Raw genomic sequence first — 20,032 nt, 5'->3', positions numbered from 1 at the left:
AAGGCGCAGTGGTTGTGTGGGCTCTACTACGCTGATTTCATCAGCTTTTACAGCCCTACTCAACTGTGCGGAGGTGGGACGACGAAATCGAATTCTAACGAATTACCGATTTCTGTCCCACTCTCATTTTACTTACCTAGTGATTTTAAATTTTCATGAAAGAGTACTCGGGCTGTTGTGATGTAAGGATAGGCCACAACTCCAGCGATTCCCAGTGTAATACCAATCAGGATATACCAGCCGATAAAGCTCAGATCCAGCAAGAAACGTTTCCATTTATAGCCTTTCATCATGCGTCTGCTTTGCACAATGACTTGCCAAGGTCCTTGGTAGGTGCCTGTACTCAGCTGATCATAAAGGATGAAGTCGGTCTGAGAGTAAGCATAGTTGGCCATCAGGAAGATTGCCGTACCAGCCAAGACAATGAGAGTACCGAGAAACATCATGGGCGCATAGCTGACGATTTGCTCCACCTCAGGACTAGCAGCTGTCAATTGGGACACATCGGATATTTTCCCATAAATAGCTAGCACCTTGTAACTGCTGAAAATAAGGAAAAATGAACCGACAAGGCTGATAGAATTCCACAGCAAGAGGAGGATACTCTTAGTCAGCTGTGTGATAAAAATCGGTGAAAAAAGCTCGGCAGAAAAGATTCGGCCAATATCCGTAAAGCCAACCGTATCGCGTTTTTTCCGGACGACATCCATCATGCTGAAGCCAGCAGATAAAAAGAGCAGGGCGATGATAAATTCTACGATTTGTGGAAAAATTTGACGACCAAAAATCACAACAAAGGCCTGATTGACCTCCAACTGGGGAACGATCTCCTCTAGATGACGGTTGGGAGACAGATAGGTAGATAAGATGGTTACCAGAGTTGGAATGGCAAAGAGCGAGTAAATGCCGTTGGTTTGATTTCGGATAGTGCGTGCCTGGGCACGGATTTCGCTTAAATTCATACAGACCTCCATTTCATGATTTTTATTATACCACATATCGTGACAGACAAGACTTTTTTTGGTAAAATCATACGGTATCTTATGAGCGCCTGTCGCTTATTTTATAGAAGAAAATAGCTGGGACTGTCTTTCCCAGCAGGAGGAAACATGTCAGATTCACCGATTCAGTATCGTTTGATCAAAAAAGAAAAGCACACAGGTGCTCGTTTGGGGGAGATTATCACGCCCCACGGAACCTTCCCAACGCCTATGTTTATGCCGGTCGGCACTCAGGCTACGGTCAAGACCCAGTCGCCAGAAGAGCTCAAGCAAATGGGTTCTGGTATCATCTTGGCCAATACTTACCACCTCTGGTTGCGGCCGGGTGATGAGCTGATTGCCCGTGCAGGTGGCCTACACAAGTTCATGAACTGGGACCAGCCTATTCTGACCGATAGTGGTGGCTTTCAGGTTTATTCTCTAGCGGATAGTCGCAACATCACAGAAGAAGGAGTGACTTTTAAGAACCACCTTAATGGTTCCAAGATGTTCCTTTCGCCAGAAAAGGCTATCTCTATCCAGAACAACTTAGGTAGCGACATCATGATGTCCTTTGATGAGTGCCCGCAGTTCTACCAGCCTTATGACTATGTCAAGAAGTCCATTGAGCGGACTAGCCGTTGGGCAGAGCGCGGACTCAAGGCCCACACTCGTCCACACGATCAAGGTCTCTTTGGGATTGTTCAGGGAGCTGGCTTTGAAGATTTGCGCCGCCAGTCTGCTCAAGATTTGGTCAGCATGGATTTCCCAGGCTACTCTATTGGAGGATTGGCTGTTGGTGAGTCTCATGAGGAAATGAATGCGGTACTGGACTTCACAACGCCTTTGCTGCCTGAAAACAAGCCTCGCTATCTCATGGGAGTGGGAGCGCCAGATAGCTTGATTGATGGTGTTATCCGTGGCGTTGATATGTTTGACTGCGTCCTGCCGACTCGGATTGCCCGAAACGGCACCTGCATGACCAGCGAGGGACGTCTGGTTGTCAAAAATGCCCAGTTTGAGGAAGATTTCACGCCACTGGATCACGACTGTGATTGCTACACTTGTACAAACTACACGCGGGCCTATATCCGCCACCTACTCAAAGCTGATGAAACCTTTGGCCTCCGCTTGACCAGTTACCACAATCTTTACTTCTTGGTAAACCTTATGAAGAAAGTTCGCCAAGCTATTATGGATGATAACTTGTTAGAATTCCGAGAAGACTTTGTTGAGCGCTACGGCTACAACCGCTCCAAGAGGAATTTCTAAGAGTCTTCATTAGAAAGGAAGAAGTATGTCTGATGAAGGAAAATTGTTGGAAAGCTTGGTAGACTACCTGTCGGATGGTCAAAAGCACACTCTGAGGATTTTTGGTCACGGAGCTTCGGGTAAGTCAACTTTTGCTCGAAAACTCCAGCTTACCTTGGGTGAGGAAGGAACCAATCTGCTGGAAACAGATCCTTATGTAATTACTGGGGAGTATCGAGATTTGCTCAGTTCTAAGGATTTTCCTCATCAAAAAGTAACGGCTTCTATCCCAGCCGTTCATGAACTGAGTAGTCTGGAGCGTGATATTTGTGCTTTGCAGTCTGGTCTGGATATTCTGACCATTGGAAAAGCTTGGTCACCAAGTTTGCGTTTGTCAGCTCAAAAGCCAATTTTAATAGTAGAAGGCATGTCAGCAGCTTTTTTGCCTAAAAGCTTGTTTGATTTATCGATTTGCTTTTACACGGATGATCAAACTGAGTTAGAACGCCGCTTGTCGCGGGATGTGGCTGTGCGAGAGCGCAGGCCTGAGTGGATAGAGCAGACGCACCTAGCTCGGCGAGAGCAATATCAGCACTTTTATCAGCCTTATCTAGCAGCTGCCGACCTTGTCATCTGCCAGTCAGGCAACGATTTTCGCATTGAAAAGAACAGCCCGTTGTTATAAAACAAAGCAGCTAAAAGCAAATTTTTCATTTTTTATCTCACTGACGTGCGTCAGTGAGCATTTTTATTTTTTGAGCAAAAACTCAAACGACTAGGTAGAATAATCTAAATTTTCTTCTATATAAATGATTACAAGACTTATAAGTCACCTAGAAAACACTTTCATAAAAAATTATCCTAAAAATCTTTAAAAACTTGCTCAAATCCCTTGCAATGCTTGGTTCTTTGTGTTAAGATACTATGGTGCTGTAAAAAACAGCTTGTAGCTTTGATGCAAGAGGTTGCGACACGCTCGGTTGCATTGCCACGCAATCACCTGTCGGTTTTCTTGTGGAGCTAGCCTATTATCTTAAATAGACGAAAAAAGGAGAAAAAGATGGCAAACAAAAAAATCCGCATCCGTTTGAAAGCTTACGAACATCGTACACTTGATACAGCGGCTGCAAAAATCGTAGAAACTGCTGCACGTACAGGTGCTGAAGTTGCGGGTCCAATCCCACTTCCAACTGAACGTAGCCTCTACACAATCATTCGTGCGACTCACAAATACAAAGATTCTCGCGAACAATTTGAAATGCGTACTCACAAACGCTTGATCGACATCATCAACCCAACTCAAAAAACAGTTGACGCTTTGATGAAGTTGGACCTTCCAAGTGGTGTGAACGTAGAAATCAAACTTTAATCTAAAGCTTGATATCTTGAGCATAAAAAACGCTCGTTAAAAACTTTTTAGACAAAAAAATAGAAAAGGAAACATTTTCTCATGACAAAAGGAATCTTAGGGAAAAAAGTGGGAATGACTCAAATCTTCACTGAAGCTGGCGAATTAATCCCTGTAACTGTTGTTGAAGCAACTCCAAACGTTGTTCTTCAAGTAAAAACAGTTGAAACAGACGGTTACAACGCAGTTCAAGTTGGTTTTGATGACCTTCGTGACGTATTGAGCAACAAACCTGCTAAAGGACATGTAGCGAAAGCTAACACGGCTCCTAAGCGCTTCATTCGTGAATTCAAAAACATTGAAGGCTTGGAAGTTGGTGCGGAAATCACAGTTGATACATTCGAAGCTGGTGATGTTGTTGATGTAACAGGAACTTCAAAAGGTAAAGGTTTCCAAGGTGTAATCAAACGCCACGGCCAATCTCGTGGTCCAATGGCTCACGGTTCACGTTACCACCGTCGTCCTGGTTCAATGGGACCAGTTGCGCCAAACCGTGTTTTCAAAAACAAACACTTGGCTGGACGTATGGGTGGCAACCGTGTAACGATTCAAAATCTTGAAATCGTACAAGTTGTTCCAGAGAAAAACGTTATCTTGATCAAAGGAAACGTACCTGGTGCTAAGAAATCTCTTATCACTATCAAATCAGCAGTTAAAGCTGGTAAATAATAAAGAAAGGGGAAATCAGTCACAATGGCAAACGTAAAATTATTTGACCAAACTGGTAAAGAAGCTGGTGAAGTAGTTCTTAACGACGCAATCTTTGGTATCGAACCAAATGAATCAGTTGTCTTCGACGTGATCATCAGCCAACGCGCTAGCCTCCGTCAAGGAACTCACGCTGTTAAAAACCGTTCTGCAGTATCAGGCGGCGGACGCAAACCATGGCGTCAAAAAGGAACTGGACGTGCTCGTCAAGGTTCTATCCGCTCTCCACAATGGCGTGGTGGTGGTATCGTCTTCGGTCCAACTCCTCGTTCATATGCCTACAAACTTCCACAAAAAGTTCGTAGATTGGCATTGAAATCAGTTTACTCTGAAAAAGTTGCTGAAAACAAATTCGTAGCTGTAGACAGCCTTTCATTTACAGCTCCAAAAACTGCTGAGTTTGCAAAAGTGCTTGCAGCATTGAGCATTGACACAAAAGTACTTGTTATTCTTGAAGAAGGAAATGAATTTGCTGCACTTTCAGCACGTAACCTTCCAAATGTTAAAGTTGCAACAGCAACAACAGCAAGTGTTCTTGACATCGCAAACAGCGACAAACTTCTTGTTACTCAAGCAGCTATCTCTAAAATTGAGGAGGTTCTTGCATAATGAATTTGTATGACGTTATCAAAAAGCCTGTCATCACTGAAAGCTCAATGGCTCAGCTTGAAGCAGGCAAATACGTATTTGAAGTAGACACTCGCGCTCACAAACTTTTGATCAAGCAAGCTGTTGAAGCTGCTTTTGAAGGAGTTAAAGTTGCTAATGTCAACACTATCAACGTAAAACCTAAAGCAAAACGCGTTGGACGTTACACTGGTTTTACTAACAAAACTAAAAAAGCTATCATCACTCTGACAGCAGATTCAAAAGCAATCGAGTTGTTCGGAGCTGCTGAAGCAGAATAATCTAAGGAGGAAATATCGTGGGAATTCGTGTTTATAAACCAACAACAAACGGTCGCCGTAATATGACTTCTTTGGATTTCGCTGAAATCACTACTAGCACTCCAGAAAAATCTTTGCTCGTTTCTCTTAAGAGCAAAGCTGGTCGTAACAACAACGGACGCATCACTGTTCGTCACCAAGGTGGCGGTCACAAACGTCACTACCGTTTGATTGACTTCAAACGCAACAAAGATGCTGTTGAAGCAGTAGTTAAAACTATCGAGTACGATCCAAACCGTTCAGCAAACATCGCTTTGGTTCACTATACTGACGGTGTGAAGGCATACATCATCGCTCCTAAAGGTCTTGAAGTAGGTCAACGTATCGTTTCAGGTCCTGAAGCAGATATCAAGATCGGTAACGCACTTCCGCTTGCTAACATCCCAGTTGGTACTTTGGTTCACAACATTGAGTTGAAACCAGGTCGTGGTGGTGAATTGGTTCGTGCTGCTGGAGCTTCTGCTCAAGTATTGGGTCAAGAAGGTAAATACACTCTTGTTCGTCTTCAATCAGGCGAAGTTCGTATGATCCTTGGCACTTGCCGCGCTACAGTTGGTGTTGTCGGAAACGAACAACATGGCTTGGTTAACCTTGGTAAAGCAGGTCGTAGCCGTTGGAAAGGTATCCGTCCAACAGTTCGCGGTTCTGTAATGAACCCTAACGATCACCCACACGGTGGTGGTGAAGGTAAAGCACCAGTTGGTCGTAAAGCGCCATCTACTCCATGGGGCAAACCTGCTCTTGGTCTTAAAACTCGTAACAAGAAAGCGAAATCTGACAAACTTATCGTTCGTCGTCGCAACGAGAAATAATCTAAAACAATCTATCCGCCAGCTCGGTAGCGCTGCCTAGCAGCGCAGGCCGCTGTGGTACTTATTTTAAAGGAGAAAACATAAAAATGGGACGCAGTCTTAAAAAAGGACCTTTCGTCGATGAGCATTTGATGAAAAAAGTTGAAGCTCAAGCTAACGACGAAAAGAAAAAAGTTATCAAAACTTGGTCACGTCGTTCAACGATTTTCCCAAGTTTCATCGGTTACACAATCGCAGTCTATGACGGACGTAAACACGTGCCTGTTTACATCCAAGAAGACATGGTAGGTCACAAACTTGGTGAATTTGCACCAACTCGTACTTACAAAGGTCACGCTGCAGACGACAAGAAAACACGTAGAAAATAAGGAGAACATAAATGGCAGAAATTACTTCAGCTAAAGCAATGGCTCGTACAGTGCGTGTTTCACCTCGTAAAACTCGTCTAGTTCTTGACAATATCCGTGGTAAAAACGTCGCTGACGCAATCGCAATCTTGAAATTCACTCCAAACAAAGCTGCTGGCATTATCGAAAAAGTATTGATCTCTGCAATCGCTAATGCTGAAAACAACTTTGGTTTGGAAAAAGCTAACTTGGTAGTATCTGAAGCTTTCGCAAACGAAGGACCAACTATGAAACGTTTCCGTCCACGTGCTAAAGGTTCAGCTTCACCAATCAACAAACGCACAAGCCACATCACTGTGGTTGTTGCAGAAAAATAAGGAGGTAACATCGTGGGTCAAAAAGTACATCCAATTGGTATGCGTGTCGGCATCATCCGTGATTGGGATGCCAAATGGTATGCTGAAAAAGAATACGCGGATTACCTTCATGAAGATCTTGCAATCCGTAAATTCGTTCAAAAAGAATTGGCTGACGCAGCTGTTTCAACTATTGAAATCGAACGCGCAGTAAACAAAGTTAACGTTTCACTTCACACTGCTAAACCAGGTATGGTTATCGGTAAAGGTGGAGCTAACGTTGATGCACTTCGTGCAAAACTCAACAAATTAACTGGAAAACAAGTACACATCAACATCATCGAGATCAAATCTCCAGATTTGGATGCTCACCTTGTTGGTGAAGGAATTGCTCGTCAATTGGAGCAACGTGTTGCTTTCCGTCGTGCTCAAAAACAAGCAATCCAACGTGCAATGCGTGCAGGAGCTAAAGGAATCAAAACCCAAGTATCAGGTCGTTTGAACGGTGCAGATATCGCTCGTAGCGAAGGATACTCTGAAGGAACTGTTCCACTTCACACCCTTCGTGCGGATATCGATTACGCTTGGGAAGAAGCTGATACTACTTACGGTAAACTTGGTGTTAAAGTATGGATCTACCGTGGAGAAGTTCTTCCAGCTCGTAAAAACACTAAAGGAGGTAAATAACCAATGTTAGTACCTAAACGTGTTAAACACCGTCGCGAATTCCGCGGAAAAATGCGTGGTGAAGCTAAAGGTGGTAAAGAAGTAACTTTTGGAGAATATGGTCTTCAAGCAACTACTAGCCACTGGATCACTAACCGTCAAATTGAAGCTGCCCGTATCGCTATGACTCGTTACATGAAACGTGGTGGTAAAGTTTGGATTAAAATCTTCCCACACAAGTCATACACTGCAAAAGCAATCGGTGTACGGATGGGATCTGGTAAAGGGGCTCCAGAAGGTTGGGTAGCACCAGTTAAACGTGGTAAAGTGATGTTTGAAATCGCTGGTGTATCAGAAGAAATCGCTCGTGAAGCTCTTCGTCTTGCAAGCCACAAATTGCCAGTTAAATGTAAATTCGTAAAGCGTGAAGCAGAATAAGGAGAAAGCATGAAACTTAAAGAAATTCAAGATTTTGTTAAAGAACTTCGTGGTCTTTCTCAAGAAGAACTCGCGAAGCGTGAAAATGAATTGAAGAAAGAATTGTTTGATCTTCGTTTCCAAGCCGCTACTGGTCAATTGGAGCAGACAGCGCGTTTGAAAGAAGTGAAAAAACAAATCGCACGTATCAAAACTGTTCAATCAGAAGTTAAATAATAGACTTGGGAAAGGAGAAATTCTAAAATGGAACGTAATCAACGTAAAACCCTCGTCGGACGCGTCGTTTCTGACAAGATGGATAAGACAATCACAGTTGTAGTTGAAACAAAACGTAACCACCCAGTCTATGGTAAGCGTATTAACTACTCTAAGAAGTACAAAGCACATGATGAAAACAATGTTGCCAAAGAAGGCGATATCGTTCGTATCATGGAAACTCGTCCGCTTTCAGCTACAAAACGCTTCCGTCTTGTAGAAGTTGTTGAAGAAGCGGTTATCATCTAATCAAACCAGAAAGGAGAAAACTTAAATGATTCAAACAGAAACTCGTTTGAAAGTTGCTGACAACAGCGGTGCTCGCGAAATCCTGACAATCAAAGTTCTTGGTGGTTCAGGACGTAAGTTCGCCAACATCGGTGATGTCATCGTTGCATCTGTAAAACAAGCTACTCCTGGTGGTGCGGTTAAAAAAGGTGACGTTGTAAAAGCGGTTATCGTTCGTACTAAATCAGGTGCTCGTCGTAAAGATGGTTCATACATCAAATTCGACGAAAACGCTGCAGTCATCATCCGTGAAGACAAAACTCCTCGCGGAACTCGTATCTTCGGCCCAGTTGCTCGCGAATTGCGTGACGGTGGCTTCATGAAGATCGTATCATTGGCTCCAGAAGTACTTTAATCTAAAATCAAACAAGTCCCCTGGAAGTTTTCCAGGGTGCCCTCATGGGCGTAAGAAATTAAAGGAGAAACCTAAGAATGTTTGTAAAAAAAGGCGACAAAGTTCGCGTAATTGCTGGTAAGGACAAGGGTGTTGAAGCACTTGTTGTTGCAGCTCTTCCAAAAGTAAACAAAGTTGTTGTTGAAGGTGTTAACCTTGTTAAGAAGCACCAAAAACCAAATAGCGAAAACCCTCAAGGTGCTATCGTAGAAAAAGAAGCACCAATCCATGCGTCAAACGTTCAAGTTCTTGACAAAAATGGTGTTGCAGGACGCGTTGGTTACAAGTTTGTAGACGGCAAAAAAGTTCGTTACAACAAAAAATCAGGCGAAGTGCTTGACTAATCACGAAGGAAAGGAGAAGTATAATGGCAAATCGTTTAAAAGAAAAATATCTTAATGAAGTAGTACCTGCTTTGACTGAAAAGTTCAACTACTCATCTGTTATGGCTGTGCCAAAAGTGGATAAGATCGTTTTGAACATGGGTGTCGGTGACGCTGTATCAAACGCTAAAAACCTTGAAAAAGCTGCTGAAGAATTGGCTCTTATCTCAGGTCAAAAACCACTTATCACTAAAGCTAAAAAATCAATCGCCGGCTTCCGTCTTCGTGAAGGTGTAGCGATCGGTGCTAAAGTAACCCTTCGTGGCGAACGTATGTATGAGTTCTTGGATAAATTGGTTACTGTATCACTTCCACGTGTGCGTGACTTCCATGGTGTTCCAACAAAATCATTTGATGGACGCGGAAACTACACACTTGGTGTGAAAGAACAATTGATCTTCCCAGAAATCAACTTTGATGACGTTGATAAGACTCGCGGTCTTGATATCGTTATCGTAACAACTGCTAACACTGACGAAGAGTCACGTGCATTGCTTACAGGCCTTGGAATGCCTTTTGCAAAATAATATAGGAGGTAAAACAAATGGCTAAAAAATCAATGATTGCTAAGAACAAACGCCCAGCGAAGTTCTCTACGCAAGCTTATACTCGTTGTGAAAAATGTGGCCGTCCACATTCAGTTTACCGCAAGTTTAAACTTTGCCGTGTTTGCTTCCGTGAATTAGCATACAAAGGACAAATCCCTGGCGTTACCAAAGCATCTTGGTAATTCTAGCTTCCAATTCCGTCACGATTCTTCGTTATCGGCTTTTGCCTAACTTTAGTTATGCCTACAAGCCGATGCCTAGACTCACTTAGGACTTGAAGCCTAGAAACTTATTCTGAGCCTAGCTCAATCATTAACTAGCAAGTGCAGCTTGCAAACTACTAGTAAGAGGAGAAATATAAAATGGTTATGACTGACCCAATTGCAGACTTTTTGACTCGTATCCGTAACGCTAATCAAGCGAACCACGAAGTACTTGAAGTACCTGCATCAAACATCAAAAAAGGGATTGCTGAAATCCTGAAGCGTGAAGGTTTTGTAAAAAACGTTGAAATCATCGAAGATGACAAACAAGGCATCATCCGTGTCTTCCTTAAATACGGACAAAATGGTGAAAAAGTTATCACTGGTTTGAAACGTGTTTCAAAACCAGGTCTACGTGTTTACAAGAAACGCGAAGACCTTCCAAAAGTCTTGAACGGACTTGGAATTGCTATCCTTTCAACATCTGAAGGTTTGCTGACTGATAAAGAAGCACGCCAAAAGAACGTTGGTGGAGAAGTTATCGCTTACGTTTGGTAAAATCAAGATACAAAGAGCGTCATGGGCAATGTGAAAATAGGAAATCTGACAAAGAGTGTTAACACTCTAGGAAGATTTGTCTTTTTCACACAGACCATAGCTCGTGTTCAATTTAGCTGATTTACTGATCAGCTAAATAGAGAGTAAATTAGTTTAGGAGAAAAAGATGAAAGCTACTGAATTGAATGAAAAACTTATTGTTGCAGAAGACGCTTTGGCTGAATTGTCAAAAGATGACCTTGTATCTCTTTTATGTGAAATTGGTTATAGTCCTGCGGCTATTGATGTATTGACAGAATATCAGGAGTTTGTCAAAGCTTTTCGAAAGAAACTAGGTTTGCTCTAATCCGAATGCCCCCCGTGAAAACTGGTCGCTTGCGGCCTGACAATTTAACAGGAGAAAATAAACATGTCACGTATTGGTAATAAAGTTATCGTGTTGCCTGCTGGTGTTGAAATCACTAACAATGACAACGTTGTAACTGTAAAAGGACCTAAAGGAGAACTGACTCGTGAGTTCTCAAAAGATATTGAAATCCGTGTGGAAGGAACTGAAGTAACTCTTCACCGTCCAAACGATTCAAAAGAAATGAAAACAATCCACGGAACTACTCGTGCCCTTTTGAACAACATGGTTGTTGGTGTATCAGAAGGATTCAAGAAAGAACTTGAAATGCGTGGGGTTGGTTACCGTGCACAACTTCAAGGCTCAAAACTTGTCTTGGCTGTTGGTAAATCTCACCCAGACGAAGTTGAAGCTCCAGAAGGAATTACTTTTGAACTTCCAAACCCAACAACAATCGTTGTTAGCGGAATTTCAAAAGAAGCAGTTGGACAAACAGCTGCTTATGTACGTAGCCTTCGTGCACCAGAACCATATAAAGGTAAAGGTATCCGTTACGTTGGTGAATTCGTTCGCCGCAAAGAAGGTAAAACTGGTAAATAATATTGATTGGCTGATCTTTTCAGCCAGCCAATTTATTTTCCGATTTTGTGCTAAGGCACGTCAATAAAAATAAGAGGTGAAAATTGTGATTACGAAACCAGATAAAAATAAAATCCGCCAAAAACGCCACCGTCGCGTTCGCGGAAAACTCTCTGGAACTGCTGATCGCCCACGTTTGAACGTATTCCGTTCTAATACAGGCATCTACGCTCAAGTGATTGATGACGTAGCGGGTGTAACGCTCGCAAGCGCTTCAACTCTTGACAAAGAAGTTTCAAAAGGAACTAAAACTGAACAAGCCGTTGTTGTAGGTAAACTCGTTGCAGAACGTGCAGTTGCTAAAGGTATTTCTGAAGTGGTGTTTGACCGCGGTGGATATCTCTATCACGGACGTGTAAAAGCTTTGGCTGATGCAGCTCGTGAAAACGGATTGAAATTCTAATAGGGAGGACACTAGAAAATGGCATTTAAAGACAATGCAGTTGAACTTGAAGAACGCTTAGTTGCAGTCAACCGTGTTACTAAAGTTGTTAAAGGTGGACGTCGTCTTCGTTTTGCAGCTCTTGTAGTAGTTGGTGACCGCAACGGTCGTGTTGGTTTCGGTACTGGTAAAGCTCAAGAAGTACCAGAAGCTATCCGTAAAGCAGTTGAAGATGCGAAGAAAAACTTGATCGAAGTTCCAATGGTTGGTACAACTATTCCTCACGAAGTTCTTTCAGAATTTGGTGGAGCGAAAGTATTGCTTAAGCCAGCTGTTGAAGGTTCTGGAGTTGCTGCTGGTGGTGCTGTTCGTGCCGTCATCGAATTGGCAGGTGTGGCAGATGTTACATCTAAGTCACTTGGTTCAAACACTCCAATCAACATCGTTCGCGCAACTGTTGAAGGCTTGAAACAATTGAAACGCGCTGAAGAAGTTGCTGCCCTTCGTGGTATTTCAGTTTCTGACTTGGCTTAAGAAAGGGGAACTCATGGCTCAAATTAAAATTACTTTGACTAAGTCTCCAATCGGACGCATCCCGTCACAACGTAAAACTGTTGTAGCACTTGGACTTGGCAAATTGAACAGCTCAGTTATCAAAGAAGACAATCCAGCGGTACGCGGTATGATCACTGCTGTATCTCACTTGGTAACTGTTGAAGAAGTTAAGTAAGCCTTAGCTGAAAAACTTTTATTAAGATACATTAGGGGATTTGAGAATTTTCTCAGCCCCTAAAACTAAATATATGTATAGGCGAGTTTGTATCAGAGACACCTTTTCTCTGGTACGAGCGCTAGCATTTTACAAAAGAGGAGAAAAAATAATGAAACTTCATGAATTACAACCTGCTGCAGGTTCACGTAAAGTTCGCAACCGTGTTGGTCGCGGTACTTCATCAGGTAACGGTAAAACTTCTGGTCGCGGTCAAAAAGGCCAAAAAGCACGTAGCGGTGGCGGTGTTCGTCTTGGTTTTGAAGGTGGACAAACTCCATTGTTCCGTCGTGTACCAAAACGTGGTTTCTTGAATGTAAACCGTAAAGAATACGCGATTGTTAATCTTGACCAATTAAATATCTTTGAAGATGGTGCAGAAGTAACTCCAGTGGTTCTCATCGAAGCAGGTATTGTAAAAGCTGAAAAATCTGGTGTTAAGATTCTTGGTAATGGAGAATTGACTAAGAAGTTGACTGTTAAAGCAGCTAAGTTCTCTAAATCAGCTGAAGAAGCTATCACTGCTAAAGGTGGTTCAGTCGAAGTCATCTAAGAGAGGTGACCTATGTTTTTCAAGCTATTAAAAGACGCACTTAAAATAAAACAAGTACGGTCTAAGATTTTGTTTACACTGTTCATCATCTTAGTTTTCCGTATTGGTACAACTATAACCGTTCCAGGAATTAATGCGAAAGCATTGAATAGTTTAAGTGATTTACCTTTCTTAAACATGCTTAGTTTGGTTTCTGGGAATGCCATGCGTAACTTCTCTGTTTTTGCTCTTGGGGTTAGTCCCTATATCACGGCTTCGATCGTGGTTCAGCTCTTGCAAATGGATTTGCTTCCAAAATTTGTAGAGTGGGGCAAGCAAGGGGAAGTCGGACGGAGAAAGCTTAATCAAGCAACTCGCTATATTTCCCTGGTATTGGCTTTTGTCCAATCCATCGGGATTACAGCTGGGTTTGCGACTTTGTCAAGAACCAAACTAGTAGCGAATCCAAATTGGCAAACCTATCTTTTGATTGGTGCCCTCCTCACGACAGGTTCAGTTATTGTGACTTGGTTAGGAGAGCAAATCACAGATAAGGGTTATGGTAATGGTGTATCCATGATTATCTTTGCAGGGATTGTATCTGGTATTCCTGGTATGATCAAAGGAATCTATGAAGATTACTTTGTTAATATCCCGAGCGATCGACTCAATTCGTCTTTGATTTTCGTTGGGATTTTAATTGTTGCGGTTTTGGTGATTATCTATTTCACAACCTTTGTGCAACAAGCTGAGTACAAAATTCCAATTCAATATACGAAGATTGCTCAAGGTGCACCTTCAAGTTCCTACCTACCGTTAAAAGTGAATCCTGCTGGTGTTATCCCAGTCATCTTTGCAAGTTCGATTACAGCTGCTCCAGCAGCTATCTTCCAATTTGTAAGTGCTATGGGCTATAACGCATCTTGGGTTCGGACGGCACAGGCGCTTCTGGCGACTACAACCATCAGTGGTATGTTTACCTATGCTCTCTTGATTATTCTCTTTACTTTCTTTTATACATTTGTACAAATTAATCCTGAAAAGACAGCAGAGAATTTGCAAAAGAGTGGAGCCTACATCCCAGGTGTTCGTCCAGGTAAGGGAACGGAAGAATATATGTCTAAATTGCTTCGCCGTTTGGCGACAGTTGGCTCACTATTCCTAGGGATTATCACAATCATTCCGATCCTAGCCAAAGATCTTTTTGGTCTGACCGATGCAGTCGCTCTTGGAGGAACCAGTCTTCTTATCATCATTTCGACAGGTATTGAAGGAATGAAGCAGTTGGAAGGTTACCTTCTGAAGCGTAAGTATGTCGGATTTATGGATACTACAACAGAATAGAAATAGGTTGACTTAGTCAACCTTCTATTTTGTTTTTAAAAAAGTTTATTAAGTGTTTTAATAGATTGCTTTAAAAACAAAAAAGGAGACAAAACATGAATCTTTTGATTATGGGCTTGCCAGGTGCAGGCAAGGGAACACAAGCAGCCAAAATTGTGGAACAATTCCACGTGGCACATATTTCAACTGGGGATATGTTCCGTGCTGCTATGGCCAATGAAACAGAAATGGGTGTTTTAGCGAAATCCTACATTTCTAAAGGCGAGTTGGTGCCAGATGAAGTGACAAACGGAATCGTGAAAGAGCGCTTAGCACAAGATGATATTAAAGAAACTGGTTTCTTGTTGGACGGTTATCCACGGACAATTGATCAAGCCCATGCTTTGGATAAAATCCTTGCGGATCTAGGCATCCAACTTGACGCAGTTATCAATATCGAAGTAAATCCAGATAGTTTGTTAGAACGTTTGAGTGGACGGATTATCCACCGTGAAACAGGGGAAACCTTCCACAAAGTTTTCAACCCACCAGTGGATTACAAAGAAGAAGATTACTATCAACGTGAAGACGACAAACCTGAAACAGTAAAACGTCGTTTGGATGTTAATATCGCTCAAGGCCAACCAATTATTGATCATTACCGTGCTCAAGGACTCGTTCACGACATTCAGGGCAATCAAGAGATTGAGGCAGTCTTCTCAGATATCGAAAAAGTCTTGTCAAATTTAAAATAAAAGCGTTTTTCCCGCTTGCAATATTTGACAAGTAGTGATACAATGAGTTAGTCTGACTTATAATTGTTACCTCTGTGCTCAGAGGAATCTATCGAAATTTAGGGAGGTGCTTTTGCGTGGCAAAAGACGATGTGATTGAAGTCGAAGGCAAAGTAGTTGATACGATGCCGAACGCAATGTTTACGGTTGAACTTGAAAATGGACATCAGATTTTAGCAACAGTTTCTGGTAAAATTCGTAAAAACTATATTCGTATTTTAGCGGGAGATCGTGTTACTGTCGAGATGAGTCCTTATGATTTGACACGTGGACGGATCACTTACCGCTTTAAATAATCGAAAAACTTGGAGGGATAAGAAATGAAAGTAAGACCATCGGTCAAACCAATTTGCGAATACTGTAAAGTTATTCGTCGTAATGGCCGTGTTATGGTAATTTGCCCAGCAAATCCAAAACACAAACAACGTCAAGGATAAGATAGAAAGGAGAAAACATGGCTCGTATTGCTGGAGTTGACATTCCAAATGACAAACGTGTAGTCGTTTCACTTACTTACGTGTATGGTATCGGACTTCCAACTTCTAAGAAAATTTTGGCTGCGGCTGGAATCTCAGAAGATATCCGTGTCAAAGATTTGACATCAGATCAAGAAGACGCTATCCGTCGCGAAGTGGATGCAATCAAGGTTGAAGGTGACCTTCGTCGTGAAGTAAACCTTAACATCAAACGTTTGATGGAAATCGGTTCATACCGTGGTATCCGTCACCGTCGTGGACTTCCTGTCCGTGGACAAAACACTAAAAACAATGCTCGTACTCGTAAAGGTAAAGCCGTTGCGATTGCAGGTAAGAAAAAATAATATAGGAGGTAAAAGTCTTGGCTAAACCAACACGTAAACGTCGTGTGAAGAAAAATATCGAATCTGGTATTGCACATATTCACGCTACATTTAATAACACTATTGTTATGATTACTGATGTGCATGGTAATGCGATTGCTTGGTCATCTGCTGGTGCTCTTGGTTTCAAAGGTTCTCGTAAATCTACACCATTTGCTGCCCAAATGGCATCTGAAGCGGCTGCTAAGTCTGCACAAGAACACGGTCTTAAATCAGTTGAAGTTACAGTTAAAGGTCCAGGTTCTGGTCGTGAGTCAGCTATTCGTGCACTTGCTGCAGCTGGTCTGGAAGTAACTGCTATTCGTGATGTGACTCCTGTGCCACACAATGGTGCTCGTCCTCCAAAACGTCGCCGTGTATAATCATAAACAATTACACTGCTTTTCGTTTAAGAGGGAGTTAACTAAATGATTGAGTTTGAAAAACCAAATATAACAAAAATTGATGAAAATAAAAATTATGGCAAGTTTGTAGTTGAGCCGCTAGAACGCGGTTACGGTACAACACTTGGAAATTCGCTTCGTCGTGTACTTCTCGCCTCACTTCCAGGTGCAGCAGTGACTTCTATCAACATTGAAGGAGTATTGCACGAATTTGATACGATTTCTGGGGTCCGTGAAGATGTTATGCAGATCATTCTGAACATCAAGGGGATTGCTGTAAAATCTTACGTCCAAGACGAAAAGATGATTGAATTGGATGTTGAAGGTCCTGCAGAAGTAACTGCTGGAGACATTTTGACAGACAGTGATATCGAAATTGTAAACCCTGATCATTATCTCTTTACAATCAGTGAAGGTGCTCGCTTTAAAGCGAAAATGGCTGTGAATAGCGGTCGTGGATATGTGCCAGCTGATGAAAATAAAAAAGATGATGCACCAGTAGGCACACTTGCGGTAGATTCTATCTATACGCCTGTGACAAAAGTAAATTACCAGGTTGAACCAGCTCGTGTTGGTAGCAACGATGGTTTTGATAAACTTACCCTTGAAATTTTAACGAATGGAACAATTATTCCCGAAGACGCTTTGGGACTATCAGCTCGTATCCTGACAGAGCATCTGAACCTCTTTACAGATTTAACAGAAGTTGCTATTTCAACTGATGTGATGAAGGAAGCAGAGAAATCTTCAGATGATCGCATTTTGGAACGTACAATTGAAGAATTGGATCTATCAGTTCGTTCATACAACTGTCTGAAACGCGCAGGAATTAATACTGTCTTTGATTTGACAGAAAAATCTGAGCCTGAAATGATGAAAGTTCGTAACTTGGGCCGCAAGAGTCTTGAAGAAGTTAAAGTTAAACTTGCTGACCTTGGTCTTGGGTTAAGAAATGATAAATAAAGGAGGAATACATGGCTTACCGTAAACTAGGACGCACTAGCTCACAACGTAAAGCAATGCTTCGTGATTTGACTACTGACTTGATTATCAATGAATCAATCGTAACAACTGAAGCTCGTGCTAAAGAAATCCGTAAAACAGTTGAAAAAATGATTACTCTTGGTAAACGTGGTGACTTGCATGCTCGTCGTCAAGCAGCAGCTTTTGTACGTAACGAAATTGCATCAGAAAACTACAATGAAGAGACTAACAAGTACACTACAACTACAGCTCTTCAAAAATTATTCTCTGAATTGGCACCTCGCTATGCTGAGCGCAATGGTGGATACACTCGTATTCTTAAGACTGAACCACGCCGTGGGGATGCTGCGCCAATGGCAATTATTGAATTAGTATAATTTTTATCAATTTTGTTGAGTGTTATGATGATGGAGTTCTTATACTCTTAGTCTAGCTCTGGTCTACCGCTAGGATTTTTCCTAGCGGGAACACTCATCATCATGATGAAAGGGTAGACGCTTGTTTACGAAATTGCTTTTAGTGAAAAACAATTTCGTAAGCAGGCGTTTTTGAATGGGAAAAGAAAAACTTTGTTGAGGGAAGGAGAAGAAATGCAAGATTCGATTGCTATTTTGAAAGAACGTTATTTGGCAAATATACAAGAAAATCCAGACTTATACATTGGGATTGAATTAGAATTTCCAATTGTGAATCTTCAGAGAGGAGCGACAGATACTCGTGTAACAAAGGAGCTATTAGTAAGGCTAAATTCAGACTATGGCTTTATCGTAGAAAGAAGGGATTCAGAGGGCAATCCTATCCAGTTAAAAGCTTCAGATAGCGAAGATCGGATACTTTTTGAAGTGTCTTATAATATTTTGGAATTTGCATTTGAAAAAGCGAAAACGATTCAGGAAGTCGAAAGGCGCTTTAATCATTACCTAGGCACCATTCAAAAGATTTTGCGCAAAAATCATCATGAACTTCAGGGACATGGTTTACATCCATTCTGGAAGGAGAATGATAATGGTCCTGTTAAATATCCCCGCTATCAAATGTTAATGCAATATCTAGCTTTGAGTGAGAAAATTGGAGGAGATTTCTTCCATCGCCATCCTGATTATGGTAGCTATATCTGTGGGAGCCAGGTACAGTTAGATGTTTCACGGGCAAATTTCATACAGGTAATTAACGCCTTTAATCAAATCGAGGCTGCCAAAGCTTATCTTTTTGCCAATTCAGAATTACTTACAGAAGATTTCAACACTAGAATCTCGAGAGACCGCTTCTGGGAAGAGTCCATGCATGGCTTGTTAGTAGAAAATGTCGGTGTTAATCCCCATGATTTCAAAGATGAGGAAGATTTTTTCAATTATTTAAATCATACAGCCATTTTCAATGTTGAGCGAGAGGGTGACACCTATTATTTTCCTCCTATCGTAGCTGGAGAGTATCTAAAGCAGGAGCAAATCAAGGGATACAATTTAAGTGGCAAGGAAAGTCTAGTAATCCCCCATGCAGATGATTTTTGTAATCACAGAAGCTATCAATACCAAGATTTGACAGTGCGGGGAACGATCGAATTTAGGAGCACTTGTGCCCAGCCTCTCGATAGGACCTTTGCACCAGCAGCTTTTAATTTGGGATTGTTAGCTAATCTTGAGGAAGTGACCGCTTATCTTAAAGATTGTGATTTCTTCAAATTAGAGGGGCGTAACTATAAAAGGCTGCGCAGAAAGTATTCGCAAATCGAGTTAACACAAGCGGATCAAGACTCTATTCAATCATTTGCAGCTGATCTCCTTCAATTATCTGTTAAAGGTTTGGAAAAACGAAAAGAAGGGGAAGAGTGCTACTTGCTTCCGCTTATGAATGAGGGATAAAGTAATTCCTTTTTGACCTCTAATAGCAAGCCGAAACAAATTTCTTTATGTGATTGATTGGACTGTGTATTATACTAGTTTGAGTATATTTGAATGAATTTAATTGTAGCTAGAGCATTAATAGACTTTAGCAGCACGGTGCTATAGAGAATAAGGGAGAGGTAAGAGGGAGAGGTTGGCTTTCCCTTTTAATTTATTGAGTTATAGGTGGTTTTAGAGGGGTTAGGAAGAAAAGATGAAAAAAAGATAAAAAAATTTCAAAAAAGTGTTGACAAGGGAGTGGATAGGTGATATACTGATATAGTTGTCGCTTGAGAGAGCGATAAAGACCTTTGAAAACTGAACAAGACGAACCAATGTGCAGGGCGCTACAACATCTGTTGTAGTACTGAACAAAGAAAAAACAATAAATCTGTCAGTGACAGAAATGAGTGAGAACTCAAACTTTTAATGAGAGTTTGATCCTGGCTCAGGACGAACGCTGGCGGCGTGCCTAATACATGCAAGTAGAACGCTGAAGGGAGAGCTTGCTCTTCTGGATGAGTTGCGAACGGGTGAGTAACGCGTAGGTAACCTGCCTGGTAGCGGGGGATAACTATTGGAAACGATAGCTAATA

General features: G+C 41.8%; 34 protein-coding genes and 1 rRNA gene. 34 read left to right on the top strand and 1 reads right to left on the bottom strand.

Translation table 11 applies throughout. The annotated features are described in order from the left end of the window. Positions 1-128: 128 nt before the first annotated feature. Positions 129-962, bottom strand: coding sequence for a DUF975 family protein (locus D8790_RS09025; protein WP_125388355.1), 834 nt, complete (start codon positions 960-962; stop codon positions 129-131). Between the two features lie 147 nt (positions 963-1,109). On the opposite strand from D8790_RS09025, the gene tgt reads away from it, so the two are divergent. From tgt to D8790_RS08850, 34 genes are all read left to right on the top strand, one after another. Beyond that, positions 1,110-2,252 (top strand): tRNA guanosine(34) transglycosylase Tgt, encoded by a 1,143-nt coding sequence (gene tgt / locus D8790_RS09020; protein WP_005591306.1) that lies wholly within the window; start codon positions 1,110-1,112, stop codon positions 2,250-2,252. Positions 2,253-2,277: 25 nt separating this feature from the next. Further along, positions 2,278-2,916: a uridine kinase family protein gene (locus D8790_RS09015; protein ID WP_125388354.1), complete on the top strand. Its 639-nt coding sequence runs from the start codon at positions 2,278-2,280 to the stop codon at positions 2,914-2,916. Positions 2,917-3,291: 375 nt separating this feature from the next. Then, positions 3,292-3,600, top strand: coding sequence for a 30S ribosomal protein S10 (gene rpsJ, locus D8790_RS09010; protein ID WP_005591304.1), 309 nt, complete (start codon positions 3,292-3,294; stop codon positions 3,598-3,600). An 81-nt stretch (positions 3,601-3,681) separates the two neighbouring features. Continuing rightward, entirely contained in the window at positions 3,682-4,308 is a 627-nt protein-coding gene (rplC, locus tag D8790_RS09005) for a 50S ribosomal protein L3 (protein WP_045498245.1), read from the top strand. 24 nt (positions 4,309-4,332) lie between these two features. After that, complete coding sequence (gene rplD / locus D8790_RS09000) at positions 4,333-4,956, top strand: 50S ribosomal protein L4 (RefSeq protein WP_005591302.1); 624 nt, start codon at positions 4,333-4,335, stop codon at positions 4,954-4,956. Further along, the gene (locus D8790_RS08995; protein WP_005591301.1) at positions 4,956-5,255 is read left to right on the top strand and encodes a 50S ribosomal protein L23; all 300 of its coding nucleotides are present in this window, start codon (positions 4,956-4,958) and stop codon (positions 5,253-5,255) included. Before rplD ends, D8790_RS08995 begins: the two co-directional genes overlap by 1 nt. A 17-nt stretch (positions 5,256-5,272) precedes the next feature. Beyond that, positions 5,273-6,106, top strand: coding sequence for a 50S ribosomal protein L2 (gene rplB, locus D8790_RS08990; RefSeq protein ID WP_125388353.1), 834 nt, complete (start codon positions 5,273-5,275; stop codon positions 6,104-6,106). Between the two features lie 86 nt (positions 6,107-6,192). Further along, a complete protein-coding gene (gene rpsS / locus D8790_RS08985) occupies positions 6,193-6,474 on the top strand; it encodes a 30S ribosomal protein S19 (RefSeq protein WP_000533766.1) in 282 nt (93 codons plus the stop codon). A gap of 11 nt (positions 6,475-6,485) precedes the next feature. Next, positions 6,486-6,830: a 50S ribosomal protein L22 gene (rplV, locus tag D8790_RS08980; protein WP_005591300.1), complete on the top strand. Its 345-nt coding sequence runs from the start codon at positions 6,486-6,488 to the stop codon at positions 6,828-6,830. Between the two features lie 12 nt (positions 6,831-6,842). Further along, a complete protein-coding gene (rpsC, locus tag D8790_RS08975; protein ID WP_005591299.1) occupies positions 6,843-7,496 on the top strand; it encodes a 30S ribosomal protein S3 in 654 nt (217 codons plus the stop codon). 3 nt (positions 7,497-7,499) lie between these two features. Beyond that, positions 7,500-7,913 carry a 50S ribosomal protein L16 gene (gene rplP, locus D8790_RS08970; RefSeq protein ID WP_005591298.1) on the top strand — a complete coding sequence of 138 codons (414 nt, stop codon included), beginning with the start codon at positions 7,500-7,502 and terminating at the stop codon, positions 7,911-7,913. A gap of 9 nt (positions 7,914-7,922) precedes the next feature. Then, entirely contained in the window at positions 7,923-8,129 is a 207-nt protein-coding gene (rpmC, locus tag D8790_RS08965) for a 50S ribosomal protein L29 (RefSeq protein ID WP_005591297.1), read from the top strand. A gap of 27 nt (positions 8,130-8,156) precedes the next feature. Further along, the gene (rpsQ, locus tag D8790_RS08960) at positions 8,157-8,417 is read left to right on the top strand and encodes a 30S ribosomal protein S17 (RefSeq protein WP_002885836.1); all 261 of its coding nucleotides are present in this window, start codon (positions 8,157-8,159) and stop codon (positions 8,415-8,417) included. A gap of 25 nt (positions 8,418-8,442) precedes the next feature. Beyond that, complete coding sequence (gene rplN / locus D8790_RS08955; RefSeq protein WP_002894494.1) at positions 8,443-8,811, top strand: 50S ribosomal protein L14; 369 nt, start codon at positions 8,443-8,445, stop codon at positions 8,809-8,811. A gap of 77 nt (positions 8,812-8,888) precedes the next feature. Beyond that, positions 8,889-9,194: a 50S ribosomal protein L24 gene (gene rplX / locus D8790_RS08950; protein WP_005591295.1), complete on the top strand. Its 306-nt coding sequence runs from the start codon at positions 8,889-8,891 to the stop codon at positions 9,192-9,194. A gap of 23 nt (positions 9,195-9,217) precedes the next feature. Beyond that, entirely contained in the window at positions 9,218-9,760 is a 543-nt protein-coding gene (rplE, locus tag D8790_RS08945) for a 50S ribosomal protein L5 (protein WP_005591294.1), read from the top strand. 17 nt (positions 9,761-9,777) lie between these two features. Then, positions 9,778-9,963, top strand: a complete 186-nt coding sequence (locus tag D8790_RS08940; protein WP_001085697.1) for a type Z 30S ribosomal protein S14 — start codon at positions 9,778-9,780, stop codon at positions 9,961-9,963. A 180-nt stretch (positions 9,964-10,143) separates the two neighbouring features. Then, entirely contained in the window at positions 10,144-10,542 is a 399-nt protein-coding gene (rpsH, locus tag D8790_RS08935; RefSeq protein WP_002899666.1) for a 30S ribosomal protein S8, read from the top strand. 166 nt (positions 10,543-10,708) lie between these two features. Next, positions 10,709-10,888, top strand: a complete 180-nt coding sequence (locus tag D8790_RS08930; RefSeq protein WP_000648250.1) for a hypothetical protein — start codon at positions 10,709-10,711, stop codon at positions 10,886-10,888. 63 nt (positions 10,889-10,951) lie between these two features. Then, a complete protein-coding gene (gene rplF / locus D8790_RS08925) occupies positions 10,952-11,488 on the top strand; it encodes a 50S ribosomal protein L6 (protein WP_005591293.1) in 537 nt (178 codons plus the stop codon). Between the two features lie 85 nt (positions 11,489-11,573). Then, on the top strand, positions 11,574-11,930 hold the full coding sequence (gene rplR / locus D8790_RS08920) for a 50S ribosomal protein L18 (protein WP_009659213.1): 357 nt from the start codon (positions 11,574-11,576) through the stop codon (positions 11,928-11,930). Positions 11,931-11,948: 18 nt separating this feature from the next. Then, positions 11,949-12,443, top strand: a complete 495-nt coding sequence (gene rpsE / locus D8790_RS08915) for a 30S ribosomal protein S5 (RefSeq protein WP_005591292.1) — start codon at positions 11,949-11,951, stop codon at positions 12,441-12,443. A 13-nt stretch (positions 12,444-12,456) separates the two neighbouring features. Then, on the top strand, positions 12,457-12,639 hold the full coding sequence (gene rpmD / locus D8790_RS08910) for a 50S ribosomal protein L30 (protein WP_002894509.1): 183 nt from the start codon (positions 12,457-12,459) through the stop codon (positions 12,637-12,639). A 151-nt stretch (positions 12,640-12,790) separates the two neighbouring features. After that, positions 12,791-13,231, top strand: coding sequence for a 50S ribosomal protein L15 (rplO, locus tag D8790_RS08905; protein ID WP_037617756.1), 441 nt, complete (start codon positions 12,791-12,793; stop codon positions 13,229-13,231). A gap of 12 nt (positions 13,232-13,243) precedes the next feature. Beyond that, positions 13,244-14,554 carry a preprotein translocase subunit SecY gene (gene secY, locus D8790_RS08900; RefSeq protein ID WP_005591290.1) on the top strand — a complete coding sequence of 437 codons (1,311 nt, stop codon included), beginning with the start codon at positions 13,244-13,246 and terminating at the stop codon, positions 14,552-14,554. Positions 14,555-14,649: 95 nt separating this feature from the next. Next, on the top strand, positions 14,650-15,288 hold the full coding sequence (locus D8790_RS08895) for an adenylate kinase (protein ID WP_062004996.1): 639 nt from the start codon (positions 14,650-14,652) through the stop codon (positions 15,286-15,288). A 116-nt stretch (positions 15,289-15,404) separates the two neighbouring features. After that, positions 15,405-15,623 (top strand): translation initiation factor IF-1, encoded by a 219-nt coding sequence (gene infA, locus D8790_RS08890; protein ID WP_001029883.1) that lies wholly within the window; start codon positions 15,405-15,407, stop codon positions 15,621-15,623. A 24-nt stretch (positions 15,624-15,647) separates the two neighbouring features. Further along, a complete protein-coding gene (rpmJ, locus tag D8790_RS08885; protein ID WP_001808836.1) occupies positions 15,648-15,764 on the top strand; it encodes a 50S ribosomal protein L36 in 117 nt (38 codons plus the stop codon). A 17-nt stretch (positions 15,765-15,781) separates the two neighbouring features. Continuing rightward, positions 15,782-16,147, top strand: coding sequence for a 30S ribosomal protein S13 (gene rpsM, locus D8790_RS08880; protein WP_005591288.1), 366 nt, complete (start codon positions 15,782-15,784; stop codon positions 16,145-16,147). 17 nt (positions 16,148-16,164) lie between these two features. Further along, positions 16,165-16,548 (top strand): 30S ribosomal protein S11, encoded by a 384-nt coding sequence (gene rpsK / locus D8790_RS08875; protein ID WP_001118385.1) that lies wholly within the window; start codon positions 16,165-16,167, stop codon positions 16,546-16,548. Positions 16,549-16,593: 45 nt separating this feature from the next. Continuing rightward, positions 16,594-17,532 (top strand): DNA-directed RNA polymerase subunit alpha, encoded by a 939-nt coding sequence (locus D8790_RS08870; RefSeq protein ID WP_005591287.1) that lies wholly within the window; start codon positions 16,594-16,596, stop codon positions 17,530-17,532. A gap of 11 nt (positions 17,533-17,543) precedes the next feature. Beyond that, positions 17,544-17,930: a 50S ribosomal protein L17 gene (gene rplQ / locus D8790_RS08865; protein WP_005591286.1), complete on the top strand. Its 387-nt coding sequence runs from the start codon at positions 17,544-17,546 to the stop codon at positions 17,928-17,930. A 213-nt stretch (positions 17,931-18,143) separates the two neighbouring features. Further along, a complete protein-coding gene (locus D8790_RS08860; RefSeq protein ID WP_125388352.1) occupies positions 18,144-19,415 on the top strand; it encodes a glutamate-cysteine ligase family protein in 1,272 nt (423 codons plus the stop codon). Between the two features lie 446 nt (positions 19,416-19,861). Next, a 16S ribosomal RNA gene (locus D8790_RS08850) occupies positions 19,862-20,032 on the top strand; the annotation flags it as partial.

It is taken from the genome of Streptococcus cristatus, assembly GCF_003943535.1.
GTDB lineage: Bacteria > Bacillota > Bacilli > Lactobacillales > Streptococcaceae > Streptococcus > Streptococcus cristatus_L.
This window is presented reverse-complemented; position numbering and strand designations above follow the sequence as displayed.

Coding starts and splice junctions, on each gene's coding strand:
- D8790_RS08860 (WP_125388352.1), top strand. CDS start 18,144: ATGCAAGATTCGATTGCTATTTTGAAAGAACGTTATTTGGCAAATATA.
- rpsM (WP_005591288.1), top strand. CDS start 15,782: ATGGCTCGTATTGCTGGAGTTGACATTCCAAATGACAAACGTGTAGTC.
- rplE (WP_005591294.1), top strand. CDS start 9,218: ATGGCAAATCGTTTAAAAGAAAAATATCTTAATGAAGTAGTACCTGCT.
- rplQ (WP_005591286.1), top strand. CDS start 17,544: ATGGCTTACCGTAAACTAGGACGCACTAGCTCACAACGTAAAGCAATG.
- rpsE (WP_005591292.1), top strand. CDS start 11,949: ATGGCATTTAAAGACAATGCAGTTGAACTTGAAGAACGCTTAGTTGCA.
- rplX (WP_005591295.1), top strand. CDS start 8,889: ATGTTTGTAAAAAAAGGCGACAAAGTTCGCGTAATTGCTGGTAAGGAC.
- rpsS (WP_000533766.1), top strand. CDS start 6,193: ATGGGACGCAGTCTTAAAAAAGGACCTTTCGTCGATGAGCATTTGATG.
- rpsJ (WP_005591304.1), top strand. CDS start 3,292: ATGGCAAACAAAAAAATCCGCATCCGTTTGAAAGCTTACGAACATCGT.
- D8790_RS08895 (WP_062004996.1), top strand. CDS start 14,650: ATGAATCTTTTGATTATGGGCTTGCCAGGTGCAGGCAAGGGAACACAA.
- rpsH (WP_002899666.1), top strand. CDS start 10,144: ATGGTTATGACTGACCCAATTGCAGACTTTTTGACTCGTATCCGTAAC.
- D8790_RS08870 (WP_005591287.1), top strand. CDS start 16,594: ATGATTGAGTTTGAAAAACCAAATATAACAAAAATTGATGAAAATAAA.
- rplP (WP_005591298.1), top strand. CDS start 7,500: ATGTTAGTACCTAAACGTGTTAAACACCGTCGCGAATTCCGCGGAAAA.
- rplD (WP_005591302.1), top strand. CDS start 4,333: ATGGCAAACGTAAAATTATTTGACCAAACTGGTAAAGAAGCTGGTGAA.
- rpmC (WP_005591297.1), top strand. CDS start 7,923: ATGAAACTTAAAGAAATTCAAGATTTTGTTAAAGAACTTCGTGGTCTT.
- D8790_RS09025 (WP_125388355.1), bottom strand. CDS start 962: ATGAATTTAAGCGAAATCCGTGCCCAGGCACGCACTATCCGAAATCAA.
- rplN (WP_002894494.1), top strand. CDS start 8,443: ATGATTCAAACAGAAACTCGTTTGAAAGTTGCTGACAACAGCGGTGCT.
- D8790_RS09015 (WP_125388354.1), top strand. CDS start 2,278: ATGTCTGATGAAGGAAAATTGTTGGAAAGCTTGGTAGACTACCTGTCG.
- rplC (WP_045498245.1), top strand. CDS start 3,682: ATGACAAAAGGAATCTTAGGGAAAAAAGTGGGAATGACTCAAATCTTC.
- secY (WP_005591290.1), top strand. CDS start 13,244: ATGTTTTTCAAGCTATTAAAAGACGCACTTAAAATAAAACAAGTACGG.
- rpmD (WP_002894509.1), top strand. CDS start 12,457: ATGGCTCAAATTAAAATTACTTTGACTAAGTCTCCAATCGGACGCATC.
- rpsQ (WP_002885836.1), top strand. CDS start 8,157: ATGGAACGTAATCAACGTAAAACCCTCGTCGGACGCGTCGTTTCTGAC.
- D8790_RS08940 (WP_001085697.1), top strand. CDS start 9,778: ATGGCTAAAAAATCAATGATTGCTAAGAACAAACGCCCAGCGAAGTTC.
- tgt (WP_005591306.1), top strand. CDS start 1,110: ATGTCAGATTCACCGATTCAGTATCGTTTGATCAAAAAAGAAAAGCAC.
- rplO (WP_037617756.1), top strand. CDS start 12,791: ATGAAACTTCATGAATTACAACCTGCTGCAGGTTCACGTAAAGTTCGC.
- rplV (WP_005591300.1), top strand. CDS start 6,486: ATGGCAGAAATTACTTCAGCTAAAGCAATGGCTCGTACAGTGCGTGTT.
- rplF (WP_005591293.1), top strand. CDS start 10,952: ATGTCACGTATTGGTAATAAAGTTATCGTGTTGCCTGCTGGTGTTGAA.
- D8790_RS08930 (WP_000648250.1), top strand. CDS start 10,709: ATGAAAGCTACTGAATTGAATGAAAAACTTATTGTTGCAGAAGACGCT.
- D8790_RS08995 (WP_005591301.1), top strand. CDS start 4,956: ATGAATTTGTATGACGTTATCAAAAAGCCTGTCATCACTGAAAGCTCA.
- rpmJ (WP_001808836.1), top strand. CDS start 15,648: ATGAAAGTAAGACCATCGGTCAAACCAATTTGCGAATACTGTAAAGTT.